The following is a 25,361-nucleotide window of genomic DNA, read 5'->3' on the forward strand; positions in this document are numbered from 1 at the left end:
CGTGAACGAGGGCCCACGGTGTGGGCAGTGTGTGCGGTCGTGGCAGCCGCGCTGTTCTGGAGCAGTTCGTACGCGGTGACCAAGCAGGTGCTGGAGGACGTCGGCCCGCTCAGCATCGGCGCCATCAGATTCACCTTCGCGGCGTTGCTCCTGGGCGTGATGGTACGGCTGAGCCGACGTCGCCCGGCCCGGCCGGACACGCGGCAGCGGCGGCAGCTCTACCTGAGCGGATTCCTCGGCATCACCGTGTACTTCATCCTGGAGAACATCGGCGTCGACCTGTCCACGGCCTCCGACGCGTCGCTGATCGTGGCCACGTACCCGCTGATGACGATGCTGGTGGAACTGTTCGTCTTCCGCACCCGGATGCCGTTGCTGAGGGTGACGGGCGTGCTGCTGGCCACCGTCGGTGCCTTCCTCGTCGTACGCAACGGGGCCGAGGTCGGCGGCAGTTCGCGCTGGCTGGGGGACATCCTGCTGCTGCTCGGCGGGCTGGCCTGGGCCGGCTACAACGTGCTCGGCAAGCGCGCGAGCGCCGGCCAGGACGCCGCGAGCGTCACCTACTACCAGACCCTGGCGGGCGCGGCCGGCTTCCTGCTCGCGTCCCTGCTGGAGGCCGACGACTGGCGGATGCCGGGCGCGACCGCCTCATCGCTGCTGGTCTACCTGGCCGTGGCGTGCTCGGTCGGCGGCTTCCTGCTCTACAACTACGGCCTGCGCAGGATGGCGTCGAGCGTCGCGGTCAACATCCTGAACCTGGTCCCGGTCTTCGGCGTCATCGGCGCCGTCGTGATCAACGGGGAGTCGATCCGGCTCGCCCAGGCGACGGGCGGCGTCATCATCATCGTCGGGGTGGTGCTGGGCATGATCGAGCGCAGGCAGGGAGCCCCGGCGAAGCCCGACGCGGGGGAAGGCAAGCCTTCCGGAACCGCGACCGCTCGGACTGCGGCAGAGGCCGGGCCCGTGCCGGACGAGCCCGGAGCCGCTGTACCCACCGCGCACGGAGTGATCGACGGAGCCCTGTAGTCCGGCCGGCTCCCGCATGAAGGGCCGTCTCCCTCAGCCCGCAGTGACGGCGCGTCCCCAAGAGCTCGTGACACGATCTTGTTGAACGGCCCTGTTCGGCCGTGTCCGGTGTGACGTTTCGACCGTTCGGGAGCGCTGATCGCGCCGCTGCTGCCGTCCTGGCCCGAGAAGGCTCCTGGCCCGCGGCCGGTGCCGGACCGCTGTGCCTGGTAGGGCCTCCTGTAGGTGCTGCACGACGACATCGCCTGGCAACTGCTGCCCCTGGAGCTGGGGTTCGGCTCGGGCCACCGCTCCAGCCGCGGCCACCGCTCCAGCCGTGGCCGCCGCGGCCGTGCGAGCCATCATCGGGGCCCCGGTCACGGAAACGCCGTGACCGGGGCCCCAGGATCAGCTGCCGCGAAAGGTGCCGACCGCCGCTAGTTCCGGTACCGGAACACGATCCGGCCGCGCGTCAGGTCGTACGGCGGGAGCTCCACCAGCACCCGGTCTTCCAGCATGATCTTGATGTAGTTCTTGCGGATCTTCCCGCTGATGTGCGCGAGCACCCGGTGGCCGTTCTCGAGCTCCACGGTGAACATGGCGCTGCGCAGGCACTCGACGACCTTGCCCTCGACTTCGATGACGTTCTTGTTCTTCGTCATCGCACCAGCTCCAGGTTGCTGCTCATCGGCCGGGCGCCGATGCCCTCGAACAGCGCAGAGGCTGCTTGGTTGGACTCGTGGACTTCGGTCCAGGCCGCGGTGAACCCGGAGCGGTGCAGCGTCCCCAGCGCGTGGGCCAGCAGCGCCCGCGCGATGCCGCGGCGCTGCTCGCCGGCCCGGACCGCGACCAGCCCGATGCGCGGCCGGTTCACCGTCACCACCCGGATCAGGCCCAGGTAGCGGTCCGGCGCCGCGGCCACCGCGTACTTCGACGGGTCGACGATGGTGTCGCCTTCGGGGCGGGGAATTACCTCCGCGGGCATCGACTGCCACCCGACGGTCGCCTCGACTTCGTCACGGATCGCGCGGTCCACCGCCCGCAGCAGACTCTCGTCCGCCTGACCGGCGGGCACGATCGTCACGCCCGAAGGCGGCAGGACTGCTTCGAGCCCGGTGACCCGCGGGTCGGTCGGCACGACGTACTCCCACTCGCGGCGCCGGATCGTGAAACCGGCCCGCCGCCAGCCGGCCGTCAGCTCGACGTCGGCTTCGTCGACCACCGTGTACAGCGGCGCCTGCAGTTCCGCCAGCATCGCCTCGGCGAGCCGGTCGAAGGTGGCGTCGTGCCAGGCGTCGATGCTGACGAACAAGCGTCCGTCGGGCCGGTGCTCCGCATGCCCGCGGCCGACCACCAGGTCGTCATCCAGTGCATGCCATTGCCTGTCCGCGACGTGCGTGATCATCACGGCGTTCTCGCTCAGGCCAGATGTGAAGGGCTTCGTGTTCATCGGAGTCTCCTTCCAGGAGTGCCTCGATCTCAGGCGCTCCTGGCGACACCGAACGTCAGCCGCCGGACCGTGACGGGTTGAGGGAGCACCCATGGGTAACTGTGTTCACGGGGCTCACCTCCATACGACGACTTCACGGTCCACCAGGAAAGTAGCAGCGGGGCGCCGCCTCGCTCAAATGATTTCCTATGAGCTCGTAACGCGATCATAATCCGGTCTTCTTGGGGCGTCTCCAGCAGATGAGGCTGCAAGCCAACGAGAGAAATGAGTCGTAGAGTTCGATACGTCGTTCCCAGCGGACCGCGAGGCGTTTGTACTGGTGGAGCAGGGTGAAGGTCTGCTCGACGACGTAGCGGAGCCTGCCCAGGCCCTTGATGTTCGGGGAGCCCTTGCGGGAGATCACCGCCTGGATGCGGCGGCGTCGCAGCTCACCACGAACATCCTCGACTCGATCGCCTACGCGCCGCCACCACGACACGAGGCTGGTGAACCCGTCTGATCAAAGGGCTCCAAGCCCGGTGGTGCTTCAGGCCTCACCAGCCTCGTAACGCACCATTACAGGATCCGGTGCAACCGCTCGAAGACTCCGGCCCGCTGCCAGCGGTCCAGGCGCCGCCGGCAGGTCTGCCCGGACCCGAACCCCACAGAGCCGATCATCCACTGGCCTCGGCCCCGGCGACCGCTTCGGCCAGGGCGGCAGCAGCGGTTCGATCAGCGCCCACAAGTCATCGTCCACGATCCACGGCCGAGTCGTCACACCCGCCGAACGATCAGATCGTCACAACGGTCACGCCCGACCGGGGCACCTCAGCAAGATCCTGTTACGAGCTCTGAGCGACCGCAAGCACGATCTTGCCTTGGATATGCCCTCGGGCGGCGCGTTCGTGCGCCGCTCGGGCATCCGCGAGCGGAAACGTGCTGTCAATCGCGACGCGAACCGTGCCCGCGTCGAGCAGGCGTCCCAGTTCAGCGAGTTGCGCGCCGTTCGAGCGGACCTGAGTGCCCGAGACCGTGACGCCCAGCTTCGCGGTCTCTTCGTCGTCGAAGTCGCCGAAGAACACCGGAAACAGGGCGCCGCCGCGCTTGAGCGTGCGCAGGAAGCGACTGCTGTGGCGACCACCGACGGCGTCGAGAACGAGGTCGGCGTCATGCACGAGTTCCTCGGGACGGCCCTTGGTGTAGTCGATGAACTGGTCGGCGCCGAGCTCGCGCAGGAACGATTCATGCGCGCCCGATGCCACCGCGATGACATGTGCACCCCGCCATTTCGCCAGCTGTACCGCGAAGTGCCCCACGCCGCCCGCGGCGCCGTTGATGAGCACCGTCGTGTCGGCGTCGAGTGCCATCGGGCGATGCCGCGCCGCCTGGAAGGGCGACGGGTGATCATGTCCAAGCTCGATCAGGAACTGCCACGCCGTCAGTCCGGCCATGGGCGCCCCGGCGGCGTGTACGTGGTCGATGCCGGCCGGCTTGCGTGTGAGGTCCGACGCAGGCGCGGCCACGTACTCGGCATATGCGCTGCCATCGAAGCTGGGAAAGCGAAGGAGACCGAAGACTTCATCACCGACGGAGAGGCCGTCCACATCCGCGGCGACGGCCTCGACGACGCCCGACACGTCCGTCCCCGGAATCACGGGCAAGCTGAACTTCGGCCTCGTCTCCGGAGGCAGGTTGGTCAGCCCGTCGCGCAGGTACCAGTCCGGAGGATTGACGCCGACCGCGTGAACGCGAACGAGCACCTCGCCCGGTGTCGGATCGGGAATCGGTACCTCGTCGTAACACAGAACCTCAGGGCCCCCGTGTTCATGCAACCGGATCGCCCTCATCGTGTGTGTCGGCATCGTTTTCTCCTGCTCCCGTCACGGGATACGCTCACCGGATCAGTGATCCGGTTATCCGGATCACTGATCCGAATATATGGATCACTGATCCGGATAGTCAAGAGGGGCAGATGCGGGCCGACGCCAGGAAGAATCACGACCACCTGCTCGCAGTTGCGGGCGCCGTCATCACCGAGCAAGGCGCCGAGGCGTCGATGCGCGACATCGCGCGCAGAGCCGGCGTAGGGCTCGCCACGCTGCTCCGTCACTTCCCGACGCGAGAGGCGCTGCTCGAGGCCTTGCTTCGCACGAGCTTCGACGAGCTGACGGCAAAGGCAGGCACACTCGAAACGTCGAGCTCGACCGAAGACGCGCTGGTGTCGTGGCTGCGCGACTTCGTCGCATGCGCGCACAACTATCGCGGCGTTGTGGCGTTGATGGTGACTGCCATTGAGGACACGCAGTCCGCACTCCACGCTTCGTGCGTCACGATGCGCGCGGCCGGCACGCGGCTCCTTGCCCGCGCTCAGGGCGAGGGCATGGCGCGAACCGACATCGACGGCACCGACCTGTTCGCGCTGGCCGGGTCGCTCGCATGGCTCGGCGATCAACCCTCGCTCGCGCCACGCGTCGATCACCTCTTCGGTGTCGTTGTGAGCGCGATCCTGACAAACCCGGCGAGCACCGATCCCCGGGGGAACGCCGCCCTCGGGCCCGAAGCTGACATCGTCGCGCATGCGGACCGGCGAACTTGGCCGCGAGACTCTCCGACGGGGTGAGTCTTGGGCACGACCAACCGGTTGACTCGCTCGGACGCGGATGGGGCGGTGGCGTCAGCGAGAGGAACCGTTGAGCTGCTCGTCGGTCGCTGCTGGCCACTCTTGTCGTGCCGGCAGTTCGGACCCCGACTCGCCGGCGTGCCTACGTAGACCGCCCGCATCGCCATGCGGACCAGCGTCTCGGAAACTCTGTGTGTGCCTGAGGGTTTCAGGCTTTTCGGGCGTGGCGTGGCCGTGTGCCGTCACGGTGGGGTCCGAACCTCGGGGTGAGGGGGTGGACTTCGGTGGCGTGCACGTGGTGGAAGCCGGTCCGCTCGGCAGCGCGGGTGCGCTGCCGACAGGTTTCGTGTGAGAGCCGTCTCCGACCGGCCGGAAGGAGTTCTTCCGGCCGGTCGGAGACGGGTACTTCATGACCTGGCCCCTGTCCCGGGAAGGGGGTCGGGGCCTGGGTGTCATGCCCCGCCGGACGCTGGACCGCCCCGGTGGGGGTGGTGGCGGGGACCGTACGCACGTCGGGCATACGGCGGGAAGTCTTTGGCTGGTGGGCCGGGGAGGGCCTGGCCGGTGTGGGGCGGGCTTTGCCCGGGGTGGTCTTCGGTCCGGGCGGCCGGGCGGGGAGGGTGGCCGCGTGGCGGGCGCGGCGCAGGCGGCGGGTGGTCTTCTTCGGCCGGCGCACTGCGGTGACGGTGCCCTCGACGGTGGTGCGGATGGTGCGGGCGTGGGTGGTGTGCTCGGTTGCGGTGTGGGCCTGGGCGAGCAGGCCGCGGGAGACGATGCGGCGGGCGGCCGCGTGGTCGCGGTCCAGGGACAGGCCGCAGCCGGTGCAGTGGGCCCATTTCCAGCCGCGCTCGCCCAGCCGGTCGGGGGCGGGGTGATGGCCGAGCGCTCCCAGGCACTGCGGGCACAGGGCGGAGGTGCCACGCGCGGGGACCGTGACGACGGCGTGGCCGGTCTTGGCGGCCAGGTGCCGCATCGCCTCGGCCACGGTGCCGCGGACCTGCCCGGACAGTCGGGCATTGCCCCGGCGCCTGCCTCGGGTTTCCAGGGTGGCCAGGTCTTCGAGGTAGATCACGGACGCGCCGAGCGCGGCTGCCTGGTCGACGGCCCAGCGGGCGGCCGACCACGCCAGCGCGTCATTCAGCTTCCGGATGCGGGCGCACACCCGCTCATGCTCGCGCTCCAGCATTGCTGCCTTGTCCAGCAGGACGGCCCGGGACCGGTGTGGGACGCCGGGGGAGTCGGCGAGCGTGTGGTAGTGGTCGCGTTTGGCGGCCAGGTGTTCGCGGTGACTGCGCAGCCGGTGCAGTTTCGCACTGATCGCGGTGGCGTCGAAGATCAGGGGACGGCCGTCGGTGACCACCCGTGCCGTGGCGCCCCGCCCGGTCAGGCGGCCCACCACGCCGGTGAGCAGGGTGTTCACACCCCAGTCGAAACCGACCGCCACGGTGTGTCCGGTGGCCGGGGCGGTGGCCACCGGCCTGGAGTGCGGCAGATCCACCGCGATACGCCCGGCCGGGGTGGGGCGAAGGGTCGGGGCGTGCAGGACCGCGTCCGGCTCGACGGTGACCGGCAGACGCAGGTCGATGGCGTGCCAGGCCCAGTCGCGGCGGGAGACGGGCGCGGCGACCAGCGGGAGTTTCACCCGCAGCCGGGCCCGTGCACTGTCCACGCGCTCCAGGGTGGTCTGCTGGCGGTCCATCGCCGCCAGCAGCACCAAAGCGGCCACTGTCGGGGGTTCTTCCAGCTCGCACAGGCCTGCGGGCAGGTGCCCGGCATGCGCGCGGGCATAGTCGCGGATCTGCCGGGTCCGGTTACGGATCTCCACCGTACTCGTCCCAGCGGGCAACACCTCCCACAGGGCCGTCCACTGCGCCTGGGTACGCCGGGAGGGATCGGCAGGCCACGTCGCCAGCAGTGCCATGACCACGGCCCGGCGATGCAGGGCCAGCCGCAGGGTACGGGCGGCCTGCTCCTCACCCGCCCGCCGCACCCGGTCCGACACATACACCAGCGTCCCGCCCGCCCCGGCACACACAGCAGAACCAGAACCAGAACCAGAAGCCGGGCCGTGAGTGTTCCAGCCCAGGCGGCGCAGGGCCATCCAGCCCTTGGACGGCAGCGCCTCGCCCCGCTCATCGACTCCGGCGGCCAGCACATCCAGCGAAGTCTCGTCCCACCGGGCCGCGACCAGCCGGGCGGTGAGGTCCCGGCACAAACCGGCCAGGAAACCGACCCGTTCGCGCAGCACCCGCTGCCCGATCCTGTGCCCGCCGTCTTCGAGGACGGCACGGAAAGCGGTACACGTCGCCGTCGCCATCAACCTAGCCACGGCCATCCCCCACCCGCACAGCTTCGGCTTCGGCTTCGGCTTCCGCTTTGGGAGCAGCGGAACAACCCGGACCTCCGCTGCCAGTGCCCAGATCACCGATCCGCTGATCGGCCCTGGCCAGCAACCGCTGCCGCGCCTCACGCGAGCGCAGCCCGTACATCCGTCCGGCAAAAGTGGCCACCAGGGACATGAAATCGTCCATCAACTCTTCCATGCCCCCGGCCGCGCCCTTGGCATGCAGGACCTCGACCGCCACCCCGCGATGAACCAGCACCTCGATCAACCAGCTTGCACCAAACCGGGCCAGACGGTCACGATGAGTGACTCGCACATGGGTGAACTCCCCCGCCGCGGCCCGCTTCAGTAACCGGTCAAGACCCGGGCGCGACTCCCGCAGCCCCGAAGCCCGGTCCCGGAACACCGCGACCACCGTGCCCGAAGCCGAGGCCCGCAACTCCGCCTCCTGGGCAGCCAGCGACGACTCCTGCCCACTGGTGCCCGAGACCCGCACATACAGCGCCTCACGCCGCTGGGCCGACACTGCACTCCCCGTCAACGCATCCAACGCCTCGATGGAGAAACGCCGTTCCCGACCCACCCACACCACCGCAACCTTGCCCTCGTTCGCCCACAGCCGCAGTGTCCCCGGGTGCACACCCACCCTGCGCGCGGCCACCGCCAGACGAAGAAGGTCCATGACCACGGACCCTACGGCCGCATCATCACCGAACACTCCAAACCAGCGTGAACTCAACACAATCGCGTGACGGATCACCGGATCACCTACAGATCCACACCAACCTTGCTATGCAGCATTAACAAGGATCCATAAACGAAACACTCAACAGTTGAAGACCCTGTCGAGTCGCTGGGCCGCTTGTTCGGCGTCGAGGGCGCGGATGAGGGTGTTGCCGGCGAAGATCGCGATGTGGTGTCCACGGCATCCGGGACTCCGGCCAAGCATGGGCACACGGCGGCTGCCCCAAGCGGCGTCACCCGCCGCTATGAGCAACGGTCAACGGTCGAGTGCCCACACCCGTACAGACGCATCGCCGCGCCCCACGGTGACGGCAACTGGCCGACCGTCCAGCTCGGTGAGCTGAACGCCGATCATGCCGCCCTCGTGCGCGGTGACCGGCGTTCCCAGTGCGTGACCTCGTTCCAGGTCCCACGCACGTAGCGTGCTGGTGAACCCCGGGGCGGGGTAGGGGTCGTCGGTGCCCGTGACGGCGATCGGCAGACCGTGCGCGGCGTCGACGGCCACCATGGTGTCGGTTTCGTCGTGCGGTTCGTTCCCGGCGAACGGCTGGCCCCACTCGCCGCGGTCGATGTCTCCCAGGACGAGACTGCCACAGCTGCCGGCGGCGACCAGGTAAGGGCGGCCACCCACGTTCGCCAGAGCGAACGACGTCAGCATCTCCTCGCCGTCCTCGGTTTCGATCTCGGTGTCGAACTCCACGAGGGATGCGCGTTTGTCGAGATCCCACGCCCTGATGGGACCACCGTCTTCGTCACGGGCCACGAGTAGCGGCCGGTGATCGAGCGTCCCCGTCGCCGAGGTGCGATCGCACCTGACATTGAGTTCCCCGGTACGTTCCTCGGTGCCGCTGCCGGCGGCGTCCCACACGGCCACGGCCTCCGCCTCGGGGGAGACGAGAAACAGTGACCGTCCCGGGAGTTCCAGCGCGCCGACCGTGTCCACACCGTAGTCGTCGGGATCCGCGAAGACGCGGACCGCACCGCTGTCCAGGTCCCACTGTGCGAACGGCTGGTCCTCCGAACCTCCGCCGACCACCAACCGCCCGTCAAAGACCAGGGCCCCCAGCGCCGACGGGGCGGCAGGGCCGTCCGGTCCGTCCCCCGGTCGCCACGGACTGTCAAGGCGGTGCACCGCCCACCGGTCCCGCACCGGATCCCAGGTGCACGCCCCGACCGGATGCGTGCCCACCAGCAGCGGTCCCGTGCTGGTGGTGACGAGGGCAAAGTCTGCAAGGCAGCCGAAAGGTATCTCGACGGCCTGCACGAGGGAGAGTCCTGCCATGGTCGGCAAGCCTAGACACGTCACGTCAGGACTTCCATGCCGACGTCGCCTGTGGATGCGACCTCGGAGACGAGTGCGCCCATGTGACCGACCAACATCAGTCCGGAAGCCGAGGGCGCCGCTGCCGCGATGAGTTTCGGCCGGGTCGCGAGTCTGTTCTGGTGAGCGTCGTAGGACGTCGTACGGCGCTGTCCGGCACGAGACACCACGGAGGACACCATGACGACCACGCCCGGCAACGCGAGCAGCAACATCCCCGGCAAGCCGCCCGTCGTCGACCTGGCCACCTGGCAGGCGGCGCGCGAGGAGTTGCTGGTCCGCGAGAAGGCGCACACCCGTGAGGGCGACGCGATCGCCGCGGCCCGGCGGCGGCTGCCGATGGTCGAGTTCGACGGGGCGGTCGAGGTCACCGGCGCTGACGGGCCGGTCCCGTTCCTCGACCTGTTCCAGGGCCGCGACGAGCTCGTGGTCTACCAGCACATGTGGTACGACGGCGCGCCGCACCAGGGGCAGTGCGAGGGCTGCACCACCACGGCCTGGCACATGAAGGACGCCGTCTACCTCAACGCCCGGGGCGTCTCGTTCGCCGTCCTGACCTCGGGCCCGTGGGACGAGGTGGCCCCCTACATCGCGTTCATGGGTTACACCCAGCCCTGGTACTCGGTGCGCGGTGTGGAGGCGCCGGTCGGCGGAGGAATGGGGCACATCGTCTGTTTCCTGCGCGACGGCGACCGTGTGTTCCTCACCTACTCCACGACGGGCCGTGGCAACGAGCCGGTCAACGGGTCCCTCGGCCTGCTCGACATGACGCCCTACGGCCGCGGCGAGGCGTGGGAGGACAACCCCGAGGGTCGGCCCGTGATCGGTGATGTCCACGAGGGGCACCCGTCCGAGGGCCGCCAGGCCTGCTGGTACTGGCGCTCGGACGCCGACGGCGTCGCCACCTGGGGCCCGACCAGCCGGCCCGTGCCGCAGTGGACCCGCCCCGGCGCGACCCCCGTGGAGACCCTCGGCCGGCACGGCCACCACCACTGACGCGCCTTCGTCGAAACGGCGTCGGCACAAGGTGTCAGGTGCCGGGCGGAACCTCCGGACGATGCGACCGGCCCCCGCGCCATGACCGACGGGCAGTGGGCGCTTCCGGCGCCGCTGCTCCCGGCGGCGGGGAACACCGGCGGGCGCGGGGGCGGGCCCGAGAAGTGGGACCGGCGCCCGGTCCTGGACGCGATCTTCTACCTGGTCCGCGGCGGGATCGCCTGGCGGACCCTGCCGGCCGACTTCCCGCCGCACCAGACGGCCGCACCAGACGGCCGCACCAGACCGTCTACGCCCTGTTCCACCGGTGGATCCGCGCGCGGGCGTGGTGCCGGATCTACGCGGCGCTGCGTGAACGTGCGCGTCTGGCCGACGGGCGTGGCCCAGTGCCGACCGCGGCCGTGATCCCCTCATGGCCGGCTGCCCTCTGGGGCTGCTGATGCCTCGGCGACGCGCTCCGTACGTATCTCGTGTTGGGACGGGAAGCGGCGGTCGGGCCACGGCAGAACCGCCCGTTCGGAGGCCACATCGGGCAGTTGATGTCCGTCAGTATTCTTTGCGCCGTGACCGATTCGACACCGCCACCATGGGTTGACGACCTCTTCCCGTTCCCCACTCCGCCCGCACTCCGCACGCTGATCGAGATCGCCTGGCAGGCCGCGTACGACTTCTACCAAGAAAACGAAAGCTATGATCACACCCTGCTGGAAACCCACTACGACTTCATATTCGACCTGGCCACGATTCCCCGCCCGCCCGATGGCTGCGACGGTTACCCGGAGTTCGACGACCAGGATCGGCAGCTGTCGGTACCGCACTTCGCCACGCCGGAGTTCGTGCCCTTCGGCTTCCTTGGCGACGGCGGCAACGTCGGCTGGCTGGTACCCGCGCCGGAACTCGGACGGCTGGATCATCCGGTTGCCCTGGCCAACGGTCATGACCACGGCGTGACCCTGATCGGCGCGGACACCCGTACCGGTCTGGAGTTCATGCTGTCGTGGGCCCTACGACGGTGGCGCGAGGACCCGGACCCGGAGCCTCCGGCGTCGCGCGACCCAGAAGTGTGGCTTGCCCAAAACCAGTGGCGCATCGACGCGCGCGCCAAAGACCGGAGACTCGTTGACCGGCTGGCCGCCGAACTCCGCGTACATCCGGACCCGGACCGGACCTTTCGCGGTTCATGGTGGAAAGGCACGAGCGTCATGGAGGACACCGAGTTCGAGATCGTGTTTGACGTACCCGAGGGGTGGCGGCACGAGCCCGGCGCCGACGGCATCGGGGTGCTCGCCCCAGCCGACGCGTACAACGATCGGGAGCCGGTGGTCTACGTCGGCTCGTGGGAGTCGTCGCTCGAACCAGCGCTGGCCGACGCTGAACGCTTGCTCGATGCCGGATACCCGGCGACCGCGTTGCTCGGGCTCAAGGACATCTTCGTCAACGCACAGAGCAGCCACTTCGCCGATCTCAAGCCGCTGTGGGCGCGGTCATACCGAGACCTTGGCCGACCCGAATACGCAGAGCGCCTCGACCTGATGACGCCGATGTACCGGTGACCAGGGTCGGTGTTACTGCCGTACCGCACGCTACGAACGCCTGCGCAATGGCGGTCAACATGGCCTCGTGCGTGCAACTGCGGCCGCGTAGAACGCGACGTCAGGTGACGTCAACGGGCCGCAAAATAGTGTGCCAAGCACACGGCCCGACTGGGAGCAACGGCACGCAAGAGCGGTCCGGCCGGGCGGGCTGCTCCCGGTGACGGTGCGCCGAGCCGCGGGGGTGACGGCCCGGTCGGCCGGCTTCGGCCGGGACCGGTCCCAGCCCGCGTCGCGGAAGAAGTTCTCCATGCTCAAGGGGGTAGCGATCGCGAGCATGTCGACGTTGTCGGAGGTGAAGCGGTACGCGTGGGGGATGTTGCGCGGCAGGAAGGCGACGCCGCCGGCGGTGAGTTCGAACCGGCGGTCACCGATCCAGACCAGGCCGCTGCCGCTCAGCATCACGAAGATCTCGTCCTCGTCGGGGTGCACGTGCACCGGGGAAGCCGTGGCGGTCGGCACGGTCGACCGGAACACGCTCAGATGGCCTCCGGTGAGCCGTGCGTCCAGCAGAACCTCCATGATCCCGCCACCGAGCCACTCCAGTTGCTCGTGCTCGCCGGCCTGGGCCACATAGGGAGAACTCACTGCGGTCCTTCCGTGATCAGACTGATGATCACCGTGAGCACGTCTCCGAGGGCATTCCGCCCGGCGACGCGGGGATCGCGTCGCACACCGAATACCTCGTGGCCGATGTGGACTAGTTCGCGGACCTGGCGCGGACCGGCCGTACCGTCGGGATCCTCAGGCACAGCGCCGGCGGTGACCCGAGCGGGAGCACCCGCTTCCGCACGGTTCTGCCCGTCATCGACGCCCGGCACGAACTGCGCGCCGTGTTCTTGGCGGACGGTGAGTGCTGGGGCGCGCTGGCCATGTTCCGGCGCGGCGACCGCGCGGACTTCACACCGGGGGAGGCGGCGCTGGTGCGCGTGCTGTCACGGCCGGTCGCGGTGGCGCTGCGCCGCGCCTGTATCGACGCCGCGCAGGTCGCACCTTCGGCGTCGGCCGGGCCCGGCGTCCTGGTGCTCGACGGCGGGGGCCGGACGCTGGTCGCCAACGAGCCGGCGCAGCGCTGGCTGGACGAGATCGGCACGCTGGCCCCGCACGAGGTGTCGGCGGCGGCCCGAGCCGGACGGGGTGAGGAGGCGTATCTGCGGGTACGGTCCCGCACCGGGCGGTGGCTGTCGCTGTGGGGCTCGCCGCTGGACGGCAAGGAGTTCGTTCTCCCCGCTCTCGATGCCGTTGGCGTCATGTGTCCTTCCGGTGGTTCTGGCTTCCGGCCCGATCGGTGGCTGTCGCGGGAAGGGCGACTTCTGTGAGATGGCCCAGCGCTCGGACGTGTTCGGACGAGGCGTTCCGACCGGCAGTGCGCGCGGCCCAGGGGCCGGTGGTCAGGATGCCCAGGGCGAGCACGGCCAGACCGCAGCCGACGATGATCCACCAGGCGGCCGGGCGGGCCCCGTCGGCGATCACCGCGCCGGTCACCGCGATGCCGAGCGCGGCGCCGACCTGGCGGCTGGTCGCAGCGATTGCTGCGGCTACCCCGGCCTGGGCGCGCGGCAGACCTGAGACTGCTGTGTCGGTGATGGGGGCGTTGACGAAGCCGAAGCCCAGGCCGAAGAGTGCGTACGCCGCGTAGAGGAGGAGGTCCGAGCGGTCGTCGGGGCGGGTGGTGGGGATGGCCAGCAAGCCGCCGACGGCGATGCCGACGCCGGCGAGCAGTAGCGGGATGCGCGGGCCGCGGCTGCCCACGATCCGCCCGGCCAGCGGCGGGCATATCAGTGACAGCGCCGCCATCGGCAGCAGACGCACCCCGGTGTCCAGCGCGCCGAGCCCCAACTCCTGTTGCAGGTACAGGCTGTTGGCGAACAGGAAGCCACCGAGCGCGGCGAATGCACACACTGCCATCACCGTCGCTCCGCTGAAGGGCGCGCTGCGGAAGAGGTGCGGCTCGATCAACGGTTCGTCATGTCTCATCTCATACGGCACGAGGACGGCCGCCGCACCTGTCGCGGCGATCAGACAGACCACGATGACGGGCGAGGTCCAGCCTCGGCCGGGCACCTCGATGATGGCGTACGTCAGCGTGCCGAGCACGGTGATCACCAGCAGTTGGCCGACCGGGTCCACTCTGCGGGGCCGCGGGGCGCGGGACTCGGGGACGAGCAGGATGGCGAGCAGCAGCGCGGCCAGCCCGATCGGCACGTTCAGCCAGAACACCGACCTCCACCCGGCCGTCTGCGCCAGCACGCCACCGAGGATCGGCCCCGCAGCCATGCTGATACCGACCACCCCACCCCACACGCCGATGGCCCTGGCCCGCTCCCGCGGCCCGGGGAAGGCGTTGGTGAGGATGGCCATGGCGACCGGGGTGAGCATGCAGCCGCCCACCGCCTGCGCCATGCGGAAGACGATCAGCCAGTCCAGCGACGGCGCCAGACTGCACAGTGCCGACCCGCCGGTGAACAGCATGAGCCCGAGGAGGAAGACGCGGCGTCGCCCGACGCGGTCGGCCGTGGAGCCGGCCGGCATCAGCAGCGAGGCCAGCACGATGGTGTATGCGTCCAGCGTCCACTGCAGGTCCGACACGGAGCAGTGCAGGTCCTGCTGTATCGAGGGCAGGGCGACATTGAGGATGGTGGTGTCGAGGCTGACCAGCAGCACGCTCATGCAGCAGACGGCCAGGATCAATGTGGGTCTGCTGCGCTCGGGTTGAGGCATCGGGCCCGCCCTTCCGGGGTCAGCGCCGTGGCCGGTGGGTGGCATGGGCGTCGGCGAAGTCCCAGAGGATCGGCAGGAGTTGCTCGGGCGTCTCGCTCTGCGGCATGTGGCCGGTGCCCTCCAGCAGACGGAACTCCGCGTCCGGGATGGCCTGTGCGTACGCGCGTCCGTAGCCGGCGTCCACGACCTGGTCGCTCGCGCCCCACGCGACCAGGGTCGGATGGCTGACCTTGGCGAGACGCTCGGGCAGGGTGGGATCAGCCATGGCGTGCGGGCCCGTATACACCTGGAGGGCGGCACGGTTGGCGGCCATGACCGCGCGCTGCGCCTCGGTCAGCGCGCTGGGGTCGAAGCGGAACTTTGAGGGGTCGTGGAAGGAGAGGCGGGACAGTTCGAGGGGCGTCAGGGAGAAGGTGTCGGCTATCGGGTGGCCGGGGACGGAGATGCCGACCGCGTTGACGAGGGTGATGCTGCTGATCCGGTCGCTGCCCAACGCCGCCAGTTCTGCGGAGGTCCAACCGCCGATCGAGTTTCCGACGACGGCGACGTCCCGCAGGTCGAGCGCGTCGAGCAGGTGGGCGTATATCTGGGCCAGGGTCGTGACGTCGGTCAGCCACTCGGGGCGGACGGTGTCGTCGAAGCCGGGGTGGACGGGGGTGAACACTCTGGCCGGCCGCTGTTCGGCGAGGAGACCGGCGAACGGGGCGATGGTCTGCGGGCCGCCGCCTCCGTGCAGGAGCAGGAAGGGGTGTCCCTGCTCGCCGTGGAGGTCGACGGTGACGTCGAGGGTGCCCTGGTCGAGCGTGAGGGTGTGGGTGCTGCGGGTCATTTCCGTGCTCCTCAGGTGGATGGTTTCAGAGGAAGTGGGGGTGCGTGGGGGTGCCGTCACGCGAAGTCGGTTGCGGGGACGGTGGCGTAGCGGCTCATGACCGCGATCGTCGACTCCGGGGTCAGTTCCCGGCCGCCCGCGATCATGTTCCGCAGGTCGCGGAAGTACTGCACGTACAGGTCCGGCGTGAAGGTGTTGAGCATTACCGCCGGCTCGTCGCCGAGGTTGGCGAAGGTGTGCGGGGCGCCGGGCGGGATCATCGCGAGCGTGCCGGCCGGCGCCGCGTGGGTGGTCTCCCCGATGGTGAAGTGGACGGTGCCGGAGACGACGTAGAAGCCCTCGTCGTGCTGGGCGTGCCGGTGTTGCGGCGGGCCCTGGGTGTGCGGGGCGATGGTGATCTCTCCGATGCCGAGGCGGTGCCCGGTGGTGCTGCCGTCCTCGAGGATGCGCATCTGCGTCGGGCCAAGCTGGATGGTCTCGCCGTCGTCCGGGCCGACCACGGATACCGTGCTCATTGCTCCTCCTTCGTGAGAGCTGACTCTCATGAGATTAGGGGGGTCAACTTTTGTTATGCAAGTGGACTCTCATGAAGAGAGGTGACTGCTATCGTGTGGAGAGATCGACGGGAGGAGTCGCGCGATGACGGCGCAGACAGGTGCCGGCCGCACCAACCAGAAGCAGCGCACGCGGACGGCGATCGTGGCGGCCGCCCGTGAACTCATCGGCACGGGTGCCGAGGTGGCCATGCCCGCGATCGCCCGCGCGGCCCTGGTCTCCGAGGCCACCGCCTACCGGTACTTCCCGGACCTGCCCTCCCTGATCAGCGAGGCCCTGGCCGGTGTCTGGCCGCCCCCCGCCGAAGCGCTCGCACCGGTCGGGGACTCCGCCGACCCCGTCGAACGCGTCGCCTTTGCCTGCGGGTTCCTGCTGCGCGGCATCCTCGCCCGCCAGGGCTCGGTGCGGGCGATGATCGCCGCCACCATCACCCGGCCCGAGACGGTGACCACGCGCCCCGGCATCCGCTTCGGACTCATCGACCACGCGCTCCTCCCGCTGGAGGACACCCTCGGCGCGACGGACCCGGACGCCTTCACCCAGCTCAAGCGGGACCTCGCGGTGGTCGTGAGCGCCGAGGCGCTCTTCACCCTCACCGATCTGTGCGGGCTCGGCCCCGACGAGGCCGTCGCCAGCGCCGTGCGGACCGCGTCGACCCTCACCGAAGCCGCGGTGCGCGTCACAGGGGCTTGAGCCGGGTGCGCAGAAGGCAGAACTCGTTGCCCTCGGGGTCGACCAGGACGTGCCAGCTTTCGGTGCCGGTCCGGCCGACGTCGACGGGCCTTGCGTCGAGAGCGAGCAGTCGTTCCAGCTCAGCATCGCTGCCCCGGCTGATGTGTTCCTGCTCGACTGGGCTGCGGCTCAACGCGCTCCACCAGCGCCGTGTGAGCAGCCGTCCCCCACGACCTGAGCGTGTTCTTTCGTCGCCGGGCTCGAACAACGGCCCGTACTCGGAGGTGCCGATGGGCCGAGCGCGAGCACCGCAAACCGTGACCTGCTGGTGGCGGCCCTTCGAGGCCGATGTCTCTCCTCAGTGGCAGCCCGGCGCGCATGGCGCCGACTTGTCAGCCTGAGCTCGCGCGGGCGGCCAGGAGCCCCACTCTGGCCTGACCGATGAGGCCGAGCCAGTAGCAGTACACCGAGGTGAAGGGTTCGACGCCATCACCATCGCGACGGACCGCCTCTATCAACCACTCGCAGGTTTCCCGGGCCTTGCCGCTGACACTGTCGGGATAGCCGTAGCCGACTTGGTGTTCGGCGAACTCGTCCTCGTCCTTGACATGGGCCTCGCCGCCACGAGGCCGCACGACATCGAGATCGAGGTCCACCATGCGCAGGGCGGTCCCGTCCGCATTCCACTCCGGCACCGAGCACACGTCGCAGTACATCTCGGGCCCCGGGTCCACACAGAACGTGGCTCTCCACCACTCGTCGCGCGGGATCAACATCACGTACGCGAACCGGTTTGTCCAGCCGCCCGTGACGGAACTGACGGGGACACCCTGTGCCTCGTCACCGGTCGTCCCGGTCGAGAAGAAGGCGCACGAAGTCGTTGATGGGTCCGATGACGTCGAGGTCCTGGTCGAGCACCCACTGCAACTGGAGCCCGTTGAGCACGGCATGGAAGAGAACCGCGGCGCTCTCGGGGCTGAGGTCCGCGCGCAGCTTGTCGCGGGCCGCCTCGTCGTGGAGTCCCTCGGCGAACTGCCTGCGCCCGCGTTCGTAGCGCTCGACGAAGTAGCTGTGGGCGGGGTGGTCCGGGCGTGAGGCCGCGGCGGCGAGTTCGATCCACAGGCGCATCAGCTCGGGGGCCTTCTGGTGGTGGCGGATGAGCTCGCCGAGGTAGGGCGTGAGCTGGTCCGGATTGTCGACCTGAGCGAGGCCCTGCTGCCACTCCTGGGAGTCCCGCTCGGCGAGCACCTCGGCGAGGAGCTCGTCCTTGTTGCGGAAGTGATGGAGGAGACCGGCGTGGGTGATGCCGACCCGTTCCGCGATGTCCCGCAGGGAGGCTTTGGCGTAGCCGTTCTCGGCGAAACTGTCACGCGCCGCCCGTACGATCTCCGCTCTGCGGGCCGGTGTCTTGGCGTATGGCCCACGCGCTTTGGCCTGACCCACGGTGCGCTCACTCTCCTCAACGAAGCCGGTCCGGATCGGTTGTGCGCATCAGCTGAGCATCAAAATCTACCACATGGTTGGGATTCGTTGGGTCGCCTGATCGGTGAAGCCATGTAATCAGTTTGGCGCCAGGTGTGCGTCGACATGGCGCAGGGGCGTTGTGTTCCGGCTCAGGTTGTCCATAAACTTTCCAGTTGTAAGGTATTGAAACGTTTCAAACAGAAGGAATCTGAGCCGTGGCCGAGGAGTACAGAAGTGCGCTGAGCCGTCGACACCTGGTCGGCATCATGACGGCGGCGGCAGTCGGGGCCTCCCTCCCGCTCACCGCCGCGCCGAGCGCCGTCGCGTCGAGCGCGGCAGCATCGGGCAGGCAGGGTTCCGCGCCCGCGGACCTGAAGGTCAACTCCCGGACCGCACCCCTGGGCACGGCAACCGCACCCGCGTTCAGCTGGGTGCCTCCGGTGGCCGGGCAGACCGCCTACGAGATCCAGGTCGGCACCGGACCCGGCGGGGCGGACATCTGGCGCAGCGGCAAGGTGGCACGTCCGAGCAGCGTCGAAGTGGCCTACGGGGGCGGCGCGCTGCGGTCGGAGCAGGCGTATTTCTGGCGGGTGCGGACCTGGGACGGGAAGGGCGCGCCCGGTCGCTGGAGCGAGCCCGCGATGTGGGAGACCGGTCTGCTGAGGGGCGAGAAGGACTGGTCGGGCGCACGGTGGATCGGCGGGCGCCAGCCGCAGGACCACGACTGGGATGACCTGACCGCGACGGTCGTCTTCCGCGGCGGCTCCGACGCCGCGGCCGGCCTGTCCCTGCTGCTGCGCGCCGAACCCATCGGCAAGACCTGGGGCGAAGGTCTCGTCTGGGCTCTCAAGCAAGCAGGCGACGAGATGCAGCTGGTCATGACGGCCAGCCACTACGCCGGCAACACGTGGGTGGACGACGGCACCTCGGAGCCGAACTGGGGTGTTGACTGCTACGACCCGCAGAGCGAGACCAACCCCACCGCGGCCGGCACTCGCGGTGTCCCGGTCGGCACGGTCACCCTCCCGGCCTCGACCGGGCTGACGAAGGACACCTGGGCCAGCCGCGACCACACCGTGCAGGTCACGGCTCGGGGGCTCACCGTGACCACCACCGTCAACGGCGTCGAGGTGGACAGCCGTACGCTCGCCGGCGACCAGATCCGCCGCCATGGAAGTTTCGGCTTCGGCGGCGGTACATCGGCCACCGTCCGCAGCGTCAGGGTGACGGGCACCGGCGCCCCCGACTTCTCCGTCGACCTCACCACCGGCGCCAACCCGTTCGAGAGTGGCATCGGCACTCTCGACGGCCTGACCTTCCCGCCCAAGAACCCCTACATTCCCGCCAAGAACGCCGTGCTGCCCATCGCCAACCCGGCACCGGTGCTGCGCCGCGCGTTCACACTGCCCCGCGGCCGGCGCATCGCCAAGGCCCGGCTGCACCTGAGCGCCGCCGGCAACGTCACCTTCACGGTCAACAACGACCCGATCACCGTCGACGGCAAGCAGGCGAACCGTGGCCGGACCAACGTGCCCCGGCTGCTCACCGACCAGAGCGCCTACGACCGTACGGTGCTCTACGACAGCTTCGACGTCACCGCGCTGCTCCGGGCCGGCCGGGACAACGTCGTCGCCGCTGAACTCGGCCGTGGCTGGTACGGAGTGACCACGCCGCAGGAGTGGTACTGGCAGCTCGCCCCCTACGCCGGGCCGCCCCGCCTGCGCGCGAAGCTCGTCGTGACCTACACGGACGGCTCGGCCACCACGCTCGTCACGGACCGGGACTGGCTCAGCGCGGACGGGCCCACGACGTTCGACTCCGTGTACTCGGGGGAGAAGTACGACGCCCGGCGCGCTGACCAGCTGGGCGACTGGCGCTCGGTCGGCTACCGCACCGGCCGCGGCTGGCGTCCGGCCACCGTGCTGATCCCGCCGGGCAGCTGCTCCGGCCCCTCGCCGAAGTACCACGGCGCGCTGCCCGCCACGACGGTTCCCGACGGCTTCACACCGGCCGTCATGCGGGCCCACGAGGCGGAGCCGGTGCTGGTCAACCAGACGCTGCGCCCGGTCTCGATCACCGAGACCGCTCCCGGTTCGGGAATCTGGGTCCTGGACTACGGCCAGATCCTGACGGGCTTCGTCCGCCTGTCCCTCACCCGTGTGCGCCCCGACAAGGAGGGCCTCACCCTGCGGATCCGCGGGGGCAACCGCATCACGGGCGGCGACGGCAGCACCGGCTCCCCGCTGTCGGTCGAGGAGGAGAACTTCCAGCACGACGCCGATCTCCAGACGCACTACTACACCCTCGGCCGGCGGCCGACGCAGACCTGGGAACAGCAGTTCAGCCACTTCGGCTTCCGCTACCTGGAAGTCCAGAACCTCGAAGCCGTCCTCGGACGGGCACCCGACCTCAAGCGGGACGCGGATGTGCTGGCCGTCGACGTGGCCCGCTCCGGCTTCGCCCGCACCGGCAGGTTCACCACGGACAACGCCCTGCTCAACCGCCTCCAGCGAAATCTGGAGTGGGCCGAGCAGAACAACCTGGTGGGGAAGCCCACCGACACCCCGTCACGGGAGAAGAACGGCTGGACCGGCGACGCCATGGCCAGCTCCGAGTCGCAGTGCCTCACCTGGGCCGTCAACGCGCTCCTCACCAACTACCTGCGCCACTTCCCCGACACCCAGATCTCCACCGGCCAGCTGCCCATGTTCGTACCCATCGCCAAGGGCGGCTACGGCTATGACCACACCCCCGGCTGGAACGCCGCGTGGAAGGCGGTGCCCGCCTGGGACTCGGCGTTCTTCGTCATCCCGAAGGAGCTGTACACGTACTACGGCAACAGCAGCCTGTTCGCCGAGCTCTACGACCACCAGGACACGCTCCTGAAGTACTACGAGACCCTGTTCACCGCCGAGAACGACTACAAGTTCGAAGCCTCCCTCGGTGCCTACTCCGGCGCCGAGGCCCCCGGCAGCAACGCCGTCATCAGCCTCGCCTTCTACATCCACTTCTGCGACTACATGGACGAGGTGGGACACCGGCTCGGCCACACCGAACGCGCCGCCCACTACGCGAAGCTGGCGCGCGCCCTCCGCAAGGCGTTCATCACCAACTACTGGGACGCCTCCAAGGGCCACTTCACCCAGGGCAGCATCTCCAGCGAGAACACCCTCGCCATCACCTTCGACCTGGTCCCCGGCTCCGACCTGAGCCCCGACGACCCCCGCTATCTGGCCGGCACGAAGACGCTCGCGGAGAACAAGAAAGCCCTCGCCAAGCTGCTCGCCGACCGCATCGTGGCAGCGGACCACCACATCCAGAACGACATGTACGGCTCGCGCTACGAGTTCAACATCCTCAGCGACTACGGCTACACGGACATCGCCCTCAAGGCCGTCACCCAGACCGGCCCGCCCGGGTACGTCCACCAGATCGCCAAGGGCGCCACCTCGCTGTGGGAACAGTGGACCGACCGGCTCTCGGTCAACCACCACTACCGCTCCAACGTCGCCACCTGGTTCTACCAGAGCCTGGCCGGCATCAAGCCGACCTCCACCGCCTACGAGTCGCTGCGCATCCGCCCGTACATCCCCGTGGCCGCGGTCAACAGCCGGGTCCCGAAGAACACCGACGACACCGACCTCTCACCCTCGACCCTCGACCACGTCAGCGCCTCCATCGACACCGTGCGCGGCAAGGTGTCCTCGGCATGGCGGCGCCGCAAGGACGGCAGGATCGACCTCGCGGTCACCATCCCGTACAACACCGAGGCCGAGATCTGGGTCCCCACCCGGAACAAGTCGGTCACCGCGCCCCGGGGGGTCAACTTCGTCCGCGACGACACCTCCGGCGGCGCCCGCTACCAGGTCTACCGGGCCCAGACAGGTTCGTACCGCTTCAACGCCCGATGACCTGACCGGGTGAACCACCGCGCCGTGCCGAGTCGTTGTCTCGGCACGGCGCGATCGCCATGACGGCCGGCACCAGCGCCATGCGGACGACGAACGCGTCCAGGAGGACCCCGATGTCGAGCGCGAAGCCCATGCCCTTGATGACCTGCATGTCGGCGAAGACGAAGGAGCCGAAGACCGCGATCATGATGAGCGCGGCGGCGGTGACCACCTTCGCGCCGTGTCCGAAGCCCCGGACCATCGCTTCGGCCGGGGACGCACCGTGTGCGTACTCCTCGCGCATCCGGGAGACGAGGAAGACCTCGTAGTCCATCGCCAGGCCGAAGAGGGGCACCGCGATCGACCGGAAGACCACGACCAGCAGGAGCAGCGCCAGGCCCAGCACCAGCAGGCAGTACACGGGCAGCGCGGCGGAGAGCTTGTCGGCCACGTCGATGTTGACGGCGGTTGTGCCGGTGACGTCGATGTCCGTGCCGGTGCGCTGTTCGATGGTGCCCCGGGCGTCACGTATCTCCGCCAGGACCTGCTTGGTCCGCTCGGTCTCGGGACCGCTGGTGGGGGTGACGCCGACCAGAGCCGCGTCGCCGGCCGCAGCCGGGGCCGGAGGGGCCACTGACGCCACGCCGGGCAGGTCCTTCACTGTGGCGGCGAGTGCCTTCGCGGCGGGCGTCACCTCGCCCTTCGCGCCCTGGACCAGGACGACGAGGGTGCCGCTGTAGCCGGGGCCGAAGCTGTCGTCGATCATCTTCTGGGCCCGTGCCGCCGAGGTGTCCGGGTCCTTGCCGCCGCCGAGCCCGAGTTGCAGGTCGGCCGCCGGAACCGCCGTGACGCCGAGCCCCAGGACGGATACGACCAGTACGGTCCAGCGGCGCCGTGCTGTGAGCGCCGCCCAGCGTCGGCCGGCGCTGGGCGGTCCCTCCTGGCCGAAGGCGCGCAGATGGGCCCGCTCGGCGGAGCGGCGCAGCACGGGTACGGAGCTGCCGGCGACGGCGGCGATGCTTCACGCTGGCCCTGGCCGAGTGGAGCATCGCCATGCCCCAGCTGCGACGCATGGTCCTCGGCCCCGACTACAGCCTCGACGACCTCCGCACGGATGTCGCCCGGGCCGTTGAGGCCCTGCCGGCAGGGGCACCCTCACCCGTCGCGAGGGTGATCCGGCCGGAGCCCGTGGTACGGCGCTTCCGCGGGCTTGACATACCCGGACGGAATCCGATGATGGCCGGGTGAGGACACGGAACGGCGAGTCGGTTCTGGCGAGGGTCGTGCGGATCTTCGAGGCGTTCACGCCGGAGGAGTCGGCCCTGACCGTCTCGGAGATTTCCCGGCGTACGGGGCTGCACGTGGCGACCGCGTCGCGGCTGGTGGCCGAGCTGGTCTCGTACGGGTTCCTGACCCGGGACGCCGGCCGCCGGGTGCGGATCGGCATGCGCATGTGGGAGCTGGCCACCCGGGCCTCGCCCACCCTGTCGCTGCGCAACGCGGCCATGCCGTTCATGGAGGGCGTCCACGACGTCGTCGGCCACCATGTGCAGCTCGGTGTGCTGGACGGCGACGAGGTGCTGTTCCTGGAGCGGCTGACGGCACCGGGCGCCGTCATCAACTACACCCGCATCGCGGGCCGCCTTCCGCTGCACGCCTCCTCCAGCGGCCTGGTCCTCCTGGCCCACGGCCCGGCCGATCTGCGGGAGCGGGTGCTCGACGGGCCCCTGCAGCGCTGCTATACCCCGGACACTCCCGCCACGGCCGCGCGGTTGCGGGCTGTGCTGGCCGAGGTGCGGCGGCAGGGATACGCGTACTGCCCGGGGTATGTGCATCCGGACGCCCTGGGTGTCGCGGCGCCGGTGCGTGACGCGCGCGGTGAGGTGGTGGCCGCGCTGGCGGTGATCGTCCCCAACGAGGCCCGGTCCACGTCCGTCGTGCCGGTGGTGCGGACCGCGGCACGTGGTGTCTCCCGCGCGCTGGGGGCACCGGATGCCTCAGGGTGCCGCAGGGAGCAGCGCGACGCAGGTGACGGCAGTACAACAGCCGTATGACGGCTACCGGAACTTCGTCTCTCACTGATTGAGAATGCCGTCGCGACCGTCCGCGGTGGCCGCGCATCCTGCCTGCAACCCAACGACGGGAGGCGACAGCGTGGTCGGAACCAGCGTGGTTGCGGACGCCGAGTCCGGCGTCACCGGCATCGGACGGTCGGCGCCGAACAGCGTGGCCAACGCGGCGACTCTGACGGTCACCGCCAAGGAGCGGGCTGCCGAGGGCGTGGTATCACTCACCCTTGAGCACCCGGACGGTGCCCGGCTGCCGGACTGGACGCCGGGTTCTCATATCGACCTGGTGCTGCCGGACGGGGCGACCCGGCAGTACTCCCTGTGCGGCGACCGGTGGGACGCGCACACCTACCGGATCGCCGTGCTGAGGGAACCCGGGGGCCGGGGTGGATCCGCCTCCGTGCACGACCGGTTGAGTCCGGGAGACCGCGTCGGGGTCGGCGGCCCGCGCAACCACTTCCCCCTCGTGCCGTCGGAGAAGTACCTCTTCATCGCGGGCGGCATCGGCATCACCCCGCTGCTGCCCATGGTGCGCCAGGCCGAACTGCTCGGCGTGGACTGGCAGTTGCTGTATGGGGGCCGCACCAGGGCGTCGATGGCGTTCCGCGAGGAGCTGACGGCGGCATACGGTGACCGGGTGCACATCGTCCCGCAGGACGAGCTCGGGCTGCTGGACCTGGCAGCCTGGCTGGACACACCGCGACCGGACACCAAGGTGTACTGCTGCGGCCCCGCCCCGCTGCTTACCGCCGTCGGAGCGGCCTGCGCCGCCTGGCCGCCGTACGCCCTGCGGGTCGAGCGCTTCACCGCCGCCGCGCAGACGGCGCCGGTGCGGGAGGCTCCCTTCGAGGTCGAGCTGCGGCGCACGGGACGCACCGTGGCCGTCACCCCGGACATCTCGGTACTGGAGGCGGTGCGCCGCGCCGGCGCGGAGGTGCTGTCCTCCTGCGAGCAGGGCACCTGCGGAACGTGTCTGACGCCAGTGCTGGAGGGACAGCCGGACCACCGGGACTCAGTGCTGACCGACCATGAACGGGCGGCGAACGACTGCATGTTCCTGTGCGTGTCACGGTCCTGCGGCGACCGCCTCGTCCTCGACCTCTGAGACTC

Annotated in this window: 25 protein-coding genes and 2 pseudogenes; 11 read left to right on the forward strand and 16 right to left on the reverse strand. The window is 69.7% G+C overall.

Annotation, left to right across the window (positions count from 1 at the left end; genetic code table 11):
- Window positions 1-39: 39 nt before the first annotated feature.
- Window positions 40-1,026, forward strand: a complete 987-nt coding sequence (locus ACWY4P_RS48760) for a DMT family transporter (protein ID WP_456207218.1) — start codon at window positions 40-42, stop codon at window positions 1,024-1,026.
- 416 nt (window positions 1,027-1,442) lie between these two features.
- On the opposite strand, the gene infA is transcribed toward ACWY4P_RS48760, so the two are convergent.
- The 5 genes and pseudogenes from infA to ACWY4P_RS48785 form a co-directional block, all read right to left on the reverse strand.
- Window positions 1,443-1,667, reverse strand: a complete 225-nt coding sequence (infA, locus tag ACWY4P_RS48765) for a translation initiation factor IF-1 (RefSeq protein WP_188182509.1) — start codon at window positions 1,665-1,667, stop codon at window positions 1,443-1,445.
- A complete protein-coding gene (locus ACWY4P_RS48770) occupies window positions 1,664-2,455 on the reverse strand; it encodes a GNAT family N-acetyltransferase (protein WP_456207219.1) in 792 nt (263 codons plus the stop codon). The genes infA and ACWY4P_RS48770 overlap by 4 nt, the downstream gene beginning before the upstream one ends.
- Before the next feature lie 205 nt (window positions 2,456-2,660).
- Window positions 2,661-2,933 carry a hypothetical protein gene (locus tag ACWY4P_RS48775; protein WP_456207220.1) on the reverse strand — a complete coding sequence of 91 codons (273 nt, stop codon included), beginning with the start codon at window positions 2,931-2,933 and terminating at the stop codon, window positions 2,661-2,663.
- An 80-nt stretch (window positions 2,934-3,013) separates the two neighbouring features.
- A pseudogene (locus ACWY4P_RS48780) lies at window positions 3,014-3,194 on the reverse strand (transposase); the annotation flags it as partial.
- Window positions 3,195-3,276: 82 nt separating this feature from the next.
- Window positions 3,277-4,296: an NADP-dependent oxidoreductase gene (locus ACWY4P_RS48785; protein WP_456207221.1), complete on the reverse strand. Its 1,020-nt coding sequence runs from the start codon at window positions 4,294-4,296 to the stop codon at window positions 3,277-3,279.
- 110 nt (window positions 4,297-4,406) lie between these two features.
- On the opposite strand from ACWY4P_RS48785, the gene ACWY4P_RS48790 reads away from it, so the two are divergent.
- On the forward strand, window positions 4,407-5,054 hold the full coding sequence (locus tag ACWY4P_RS48790; RefSeq protein WP_456207222.1) for a TetR/AcrR family transcriptional regulator: 648 nt from the start codon (window positions 4,407-4,409) through the stop codon (window positions 5,052-5,054).
- Window positions 5,055-5,262: 208 nt separating this feature from the next.
- Here the strand turns inward: ACWY4P_RS48790 and ACWY4P_RS48795 are convergent, their stop codons facing one another.
- The 3 genes from ACWY4P_RS48795 to ACWY4P_RS48805 form a co-directional block, all read right to left on the reverse strand.
- Window positions 5,263-7,371 carry a zinc ribbon domain-containing protein gene (locus ACWY4P_RS48795; protein WP_456207223.1) on the reverse strand — a complete coding sequence of 703 codons (2,109 nt, stop codon included), beginning with the start codon at window positions 7,369-7,371 and terminating at the stop codon, window positions 5,263-5,265.
- A gap of 4 nt (window positions 7,372-7,375) precedes the next feature.
- Window positions 7,376-8,080 (reverse strand): IS607 family transposase, encoded by a 705-nt coding sequence (locus tag ACWY4P_RS48800; protein ID WP_456207224.1) that lies wholly within the window; start codon window positions 8,078-8,080, stop codon window positions 7,376-7,378.
- 318 nt (window positions 8,081-8,398) lie between these two features.
- The gene (locus tag ACWY4P_RS48805) at window positions 8,399-9,424 is read right to left on the reverse strand and encodes a hypothetical protein (protein ID WP_456207225.1); all 1,026 of its coding nucleotides are present in this window, start codon (window positions 9,422-9,424) and stop codon (window positions 8,399-8,401) included.
- 219 nt (window positions 9,425-9,643) lie between these two features.
- Here ACWY4P_RS48805 and ACWY4P_RS48810 point away from each other — a divergent pair, with 219 nt between their 5' ends.
- The 3 genes from ACWY4P_RS48810 (at window position 9,644) to ACWY4P_RS48820 (ending at window position 12,012) form a co-directional block, all read left to right on the forward strand.
- Entirely contained in the window at window positions 9,644-10,459 is an 816-nt protein-coding gene (locus tag ACWY4P_RS48810) for a DUF899 family protein (protein WP_456207226.1), read from the forward strand.
- 81 nt (window positions 10,460-10,540) lie between these two features.
- Window positions 10,541-10,864, forward strand: coding sequence for a transposase (locus ACWY4P_RS48815; protein ID WP_456207227.1), 324 nt, complete (start codon window positions 10,541-10,543; stop codon window positions 10,862-10,864).
- A gap of 158 nt (window positions 10,865-11,022) precedes the next feature.
- Window positions 11,023-12,012 (forward strand): hypothetical protein, encoded by a 990-nt coding sequence (locus tag ACWY4P_RS48820; protein ID WP_456207228.1) that lies wholly within the window; start codon window positions 11,023-11,025, stop codon window positions 12,010-12,012.
- Window positions 12,013-12,066: 54 nt separating this feature from the next.
- Here the strand turns inward: ACWY4P_RS48820 and ACWY4P_RS48825 are convergent, their stop codons facing one another.
- A complete protein-coding gene (locus ACWY4P_RS48825) occupies window positions 12,067-12,639 on the reverse strand; it encodes a cupin domain-containing protein (protein ID WP_456207229.1) in 573 nt (190 codons plus the stop codon).
- Between the two features lie 245 nt (window positions 12,640-12,884).
- Here ACWY4P_RS48825 and ACWY4P_RS48830 point away from each other — a divergent pair, with 245 nt between their 5' ends.
- Window positions 12,885-13,370, forward strand: coding sequence for a hypothetical protein (locus ACWY4P_RS48830; RefSeq protein WP_456207230.1), 486 nt, complete (start codon window positions 12,885-12,887; stop codon window positions 13,368-13,370).
- On the opposite strand, the gene ACWY4P_RS48835 is transcribed toward ACWY4P_RS48830, so the two are convergent.
- Genes ACWY4P_RS48835 through ACWY4P_RS48845 form a run of 3 tightly spaced genes read right to left on the reverse strand, consistent with a single transcriptional unit; the run spans window position 13,300 to window position 16,116 of the window.
- Window positions 13,300-14,772, reverse strand: a complete 1,473-nt coding sequence (locus tag ACWY4P_RS48835; RefSeq protein ID WP_456207231.1) for an MFS transporter — start codon at window positions 14,770-14,772, stop codon at window positions 13,300-13,302. The two genes, ACWY4P_RS48830 and ACWY4P_RS48835, sit on opposite strands and share 71 nt — an antisense overlap.
- Before the next feature lie 19 nt (window positions 14,773-14,791).
- The gene (locus ACWY4P_RS48840) at window positions 14,792-15,601 is read right to left on the reverse strand and encodes an alpha/beta fold hydrolase (protein ID WP_456207232.1); all 810 of its coding nucleotides are present in this window, start codon (window positions 15,599-15,601) and stop codon (window positions 14,792-14,794) included.
- Window positions 15,602-15,657: 56 nt separating this feature from the next.
- On the reverse strand, window positions 15,658-16,116 hold the full coding sequence (locus tag ACWY4P_RS48845) for a cupin domain-containing protein (RefSeq protein WP_456207233.1): 459 nt from the start codon (window positions 16,114-16,116) through the stop codon (window positions 15,658-15,660).
- Window positions 16,117-16,240: 124 nt separating this feature from the next.
- Between ACWY4P_RS48845 and ACWY4P_RS48850 the strand changes: the two genes are divergently transcribed.
- Entirely contained in the window at window positions 16,241-16,849 is a 609-nt protein-coding gene (locus ACWY4P_RS48850) for a TetR/AcrR family transcriptional regulator (protein ID WP_456207234.1), read from the forward strand.
- Here the strand turns inward: ACWY4P_RS48850 and ACWY4P_RS48855 are convergent.
- From ACWY4P_RS48855 to ACWY4P_RS48865, 3 genes and pseudogenes are all read right to left on the reverse strand, one after another.
- Window positions 16,836-16,985 (reverse strand): annotated as a pseudogene (locus ACWY4P_RS48855) (VOC family protein); the annotation flags it as partial. The gene ACWY4P_RS48850 and the pseudogene ACWY4P_RS48855 overlap by 14 nt on opposite strands.
- Before the next feature lie 235 nt (window positions 16,986-17,220).
- Window positions 17,221-17,562, reverse strand: coding sequence for a DUF402 domain-containing protein (locus ACWY4P_RS48860; protein ID WP_456207235.1), 342 nt, complete (start codon window positions 17,560-17,562; stop codon window positions 17,221-17,223).
- A 106-nt stretch (window positions 17,563-17,668) separates the two neighbouring features.
- Window positions 17,669-18,271, reverse strand: coding sequence for a TetR/AcrR family transcriptional regulator (locus ACWY4P_RS48865; RefSeq protein WP_456207236.1), 603 nt, complete (start codon window positions 18,269-18,271; stop codon window positions 17,669-17,671).
- Between the two features lie 236 nt (window positions 18,272-18,507).
- Between ACWY4P_RS48865 and ACWY4P_RS48870 the strand changes: the two genes are divergently transcribed.
- On the forward strand, window positions 18,508-22,203 hold the full coding sequence (locus ACWY4P_RS48870) for a family 78 glycoside hydrolase catalytic domain (RefSeq protein WP_456207237.1): 3,696 nt from the start codon (window positions 18,508-18,510) through the stop codon (window positions 22,201-22,203).
- Here the strand turns inward: ACWY4P_RS48870 and ACWY4P_RS48875 are convergent.
- Window positions 22,190-23,170, reverse strand: a complete 981-nt coding sequence (locus tag ACWY4P_RS48875; protein ID WP_456207238.1) for an MMPL family transporter — start codon at window positions 23,168-23,170, stop codon at window positions 22,190-22,192. The two genes, ACWY4P_RS48870 and ACWY4P_RS48875, sit on opposite strands and share 14 nt — an antisense overlap.
- 65 nt (window positions 23,171-23,235) lie before the next feature.
- On the opposite strand from ACWY4P_RS48875, the gene ACWY4P_RS48880 reads away from it, so the two are divergent.
- From ACWY4P_RS48880 to ACWY4P_RS48890, 3 genes are all read left to right on the forward strand, one after another.
- Complete coding sequence (locus ACWY4P_RS48880) at window positions 23,236-23,430, forward strand: hypothetical protein (protein WP_456207239.1); 195 nt, start codon at window positions 23,236-23,238, stop codon at window positions 23,428-23,430.
- Window positions 23,427-24,236 (forward strand): IclR family transcriptional regulator, encoded by an 810-nt coding sequence (locus ACWY4P_RS48885; RefSeq protein ID WP_456207240.1) that lies wholly within the window; start codon window positions 23,427-23,429, stop codon window positions 24,234-24,236. The genes ACWY4P_RS48880 and ACWY4P_RS48885 overlap by 4 nt, the downstream gene beginning before the upstream one ends.
- A 100-nt stretch (window positions 24,237-24,336) precedes the next feature.
- Window positions 24,337-25,356, forward strand: coding sequence for a PDR/VanB family oxidoreductase (locus ACWY4P_RS48890; protein WP_456207241.1), 1,020 nt, complete (start codon window positions 24,337-24,339; stop codon window positions 25,354-25,356).
- The last annotated feature ends 5 nt before the right edge of the window (window positions 25,357-25,361 follow it).

It is taken from the genome of Streptomyces sp. LZ34, assembly GCF_053890475.1.

Coding starts and splice junctions, on each gene's coding strand:
- ACWY4P_RS48840 (WP_456207232.1), bottom strand. CDS start 15,601: ATGACCCGCAGCACCCACACCCTCACGCTCGACCAGGGCACCCTCGAC.
- ACWY4P_RS48815 (WP_456207227.1), top strand. CDS start 10,541: ATGACCGACGGGCAGTGGGCGCTTCCGGCGCCGCTGCTCCCGGCGGCG.
- ACWY4P_RS48785 (WP_456207221.1), bottom strand. CDS start 4,296: ATGCCGACACACACGATGAGGGCGATCCGGTTGCATGAACACGGGGGC.
- ACWY4P_RS48800 (WP_456207224.1), bottom strand. CDS start 8,080: ATGGACCTTCTTCGTCTGGCGGTGGCCGCGCGCAGGGTGGGTGTGCAC.
- ACWY4P_RS48770 (WP_456207219.1), bottom strand. CDS start 2,455: ATGAACACGAAGCCCTTCACATCTGGCCTGAGCGAGAACGCCGTGATG.
- ACWY4P_RS48795 (WP_456207223.1), bottom strand. CDS start 7,371: ATGGCGACGGCGACGTGTACCGCTTTCCGTGCCGTCCTCGAAGACGGC.
- ACWY4P_RS48880 (WP_456207239.1), top strand. CDS start 23,236: ATGCCCCAGCTGCGACGCATGGTCCTCGGCCCCGACTACAGCCTCGAC.
- ACWY4P_RS48850 (WP_456207234.1), top strand. CDS start 16,241: ATGACGGCGCAGACAGGTGCCGGCCGCACCAACCAGAAGCAGCGCACG.
- infA (WP_188182509.1), bottom strand. CDS start 1,667: ATGACGAAGAACAAGAACGTCATCGAAGTCGAGGGCAAGGTCGTCGAG.
- ACWY4P_RS48805 (WP_456207225.1), bottom strand. CDS start 9,424: ATGGCAGGACTCTCCCTCGTGCAGGCCGTCGAGATACCTTTCGGCTGC.
- ACWY4P_RS48845 (WP_456207233.1), bottom strand. CDS start 16,116: ATGAGCACGGTATCCGTGGTCGGCCCGGACGACGGCGAGACCATCCAG.
- ACWY4P_RS48790 (WP_456207222.1), top strand. CDS start 4,407: ATGCGGGCCGACGCCAGGAAGAATCACGACCACCTGCTCGCAGTTGCG.
- ACWY4P_RS48810 (WP_456207226.1), top strand. CDS start 9,644: ATGACGACCACGCCCGGCAACGCGAGCAGCAACATCCCCGGCAAGCCG.
- ACWY4P_RS48835 (WP_456207231.1), bottom strand. CDS start 14,772: ATGCCTCAACCCGAGCGCAGCAGACCCACATTGATCCTGGCCGTCTGC.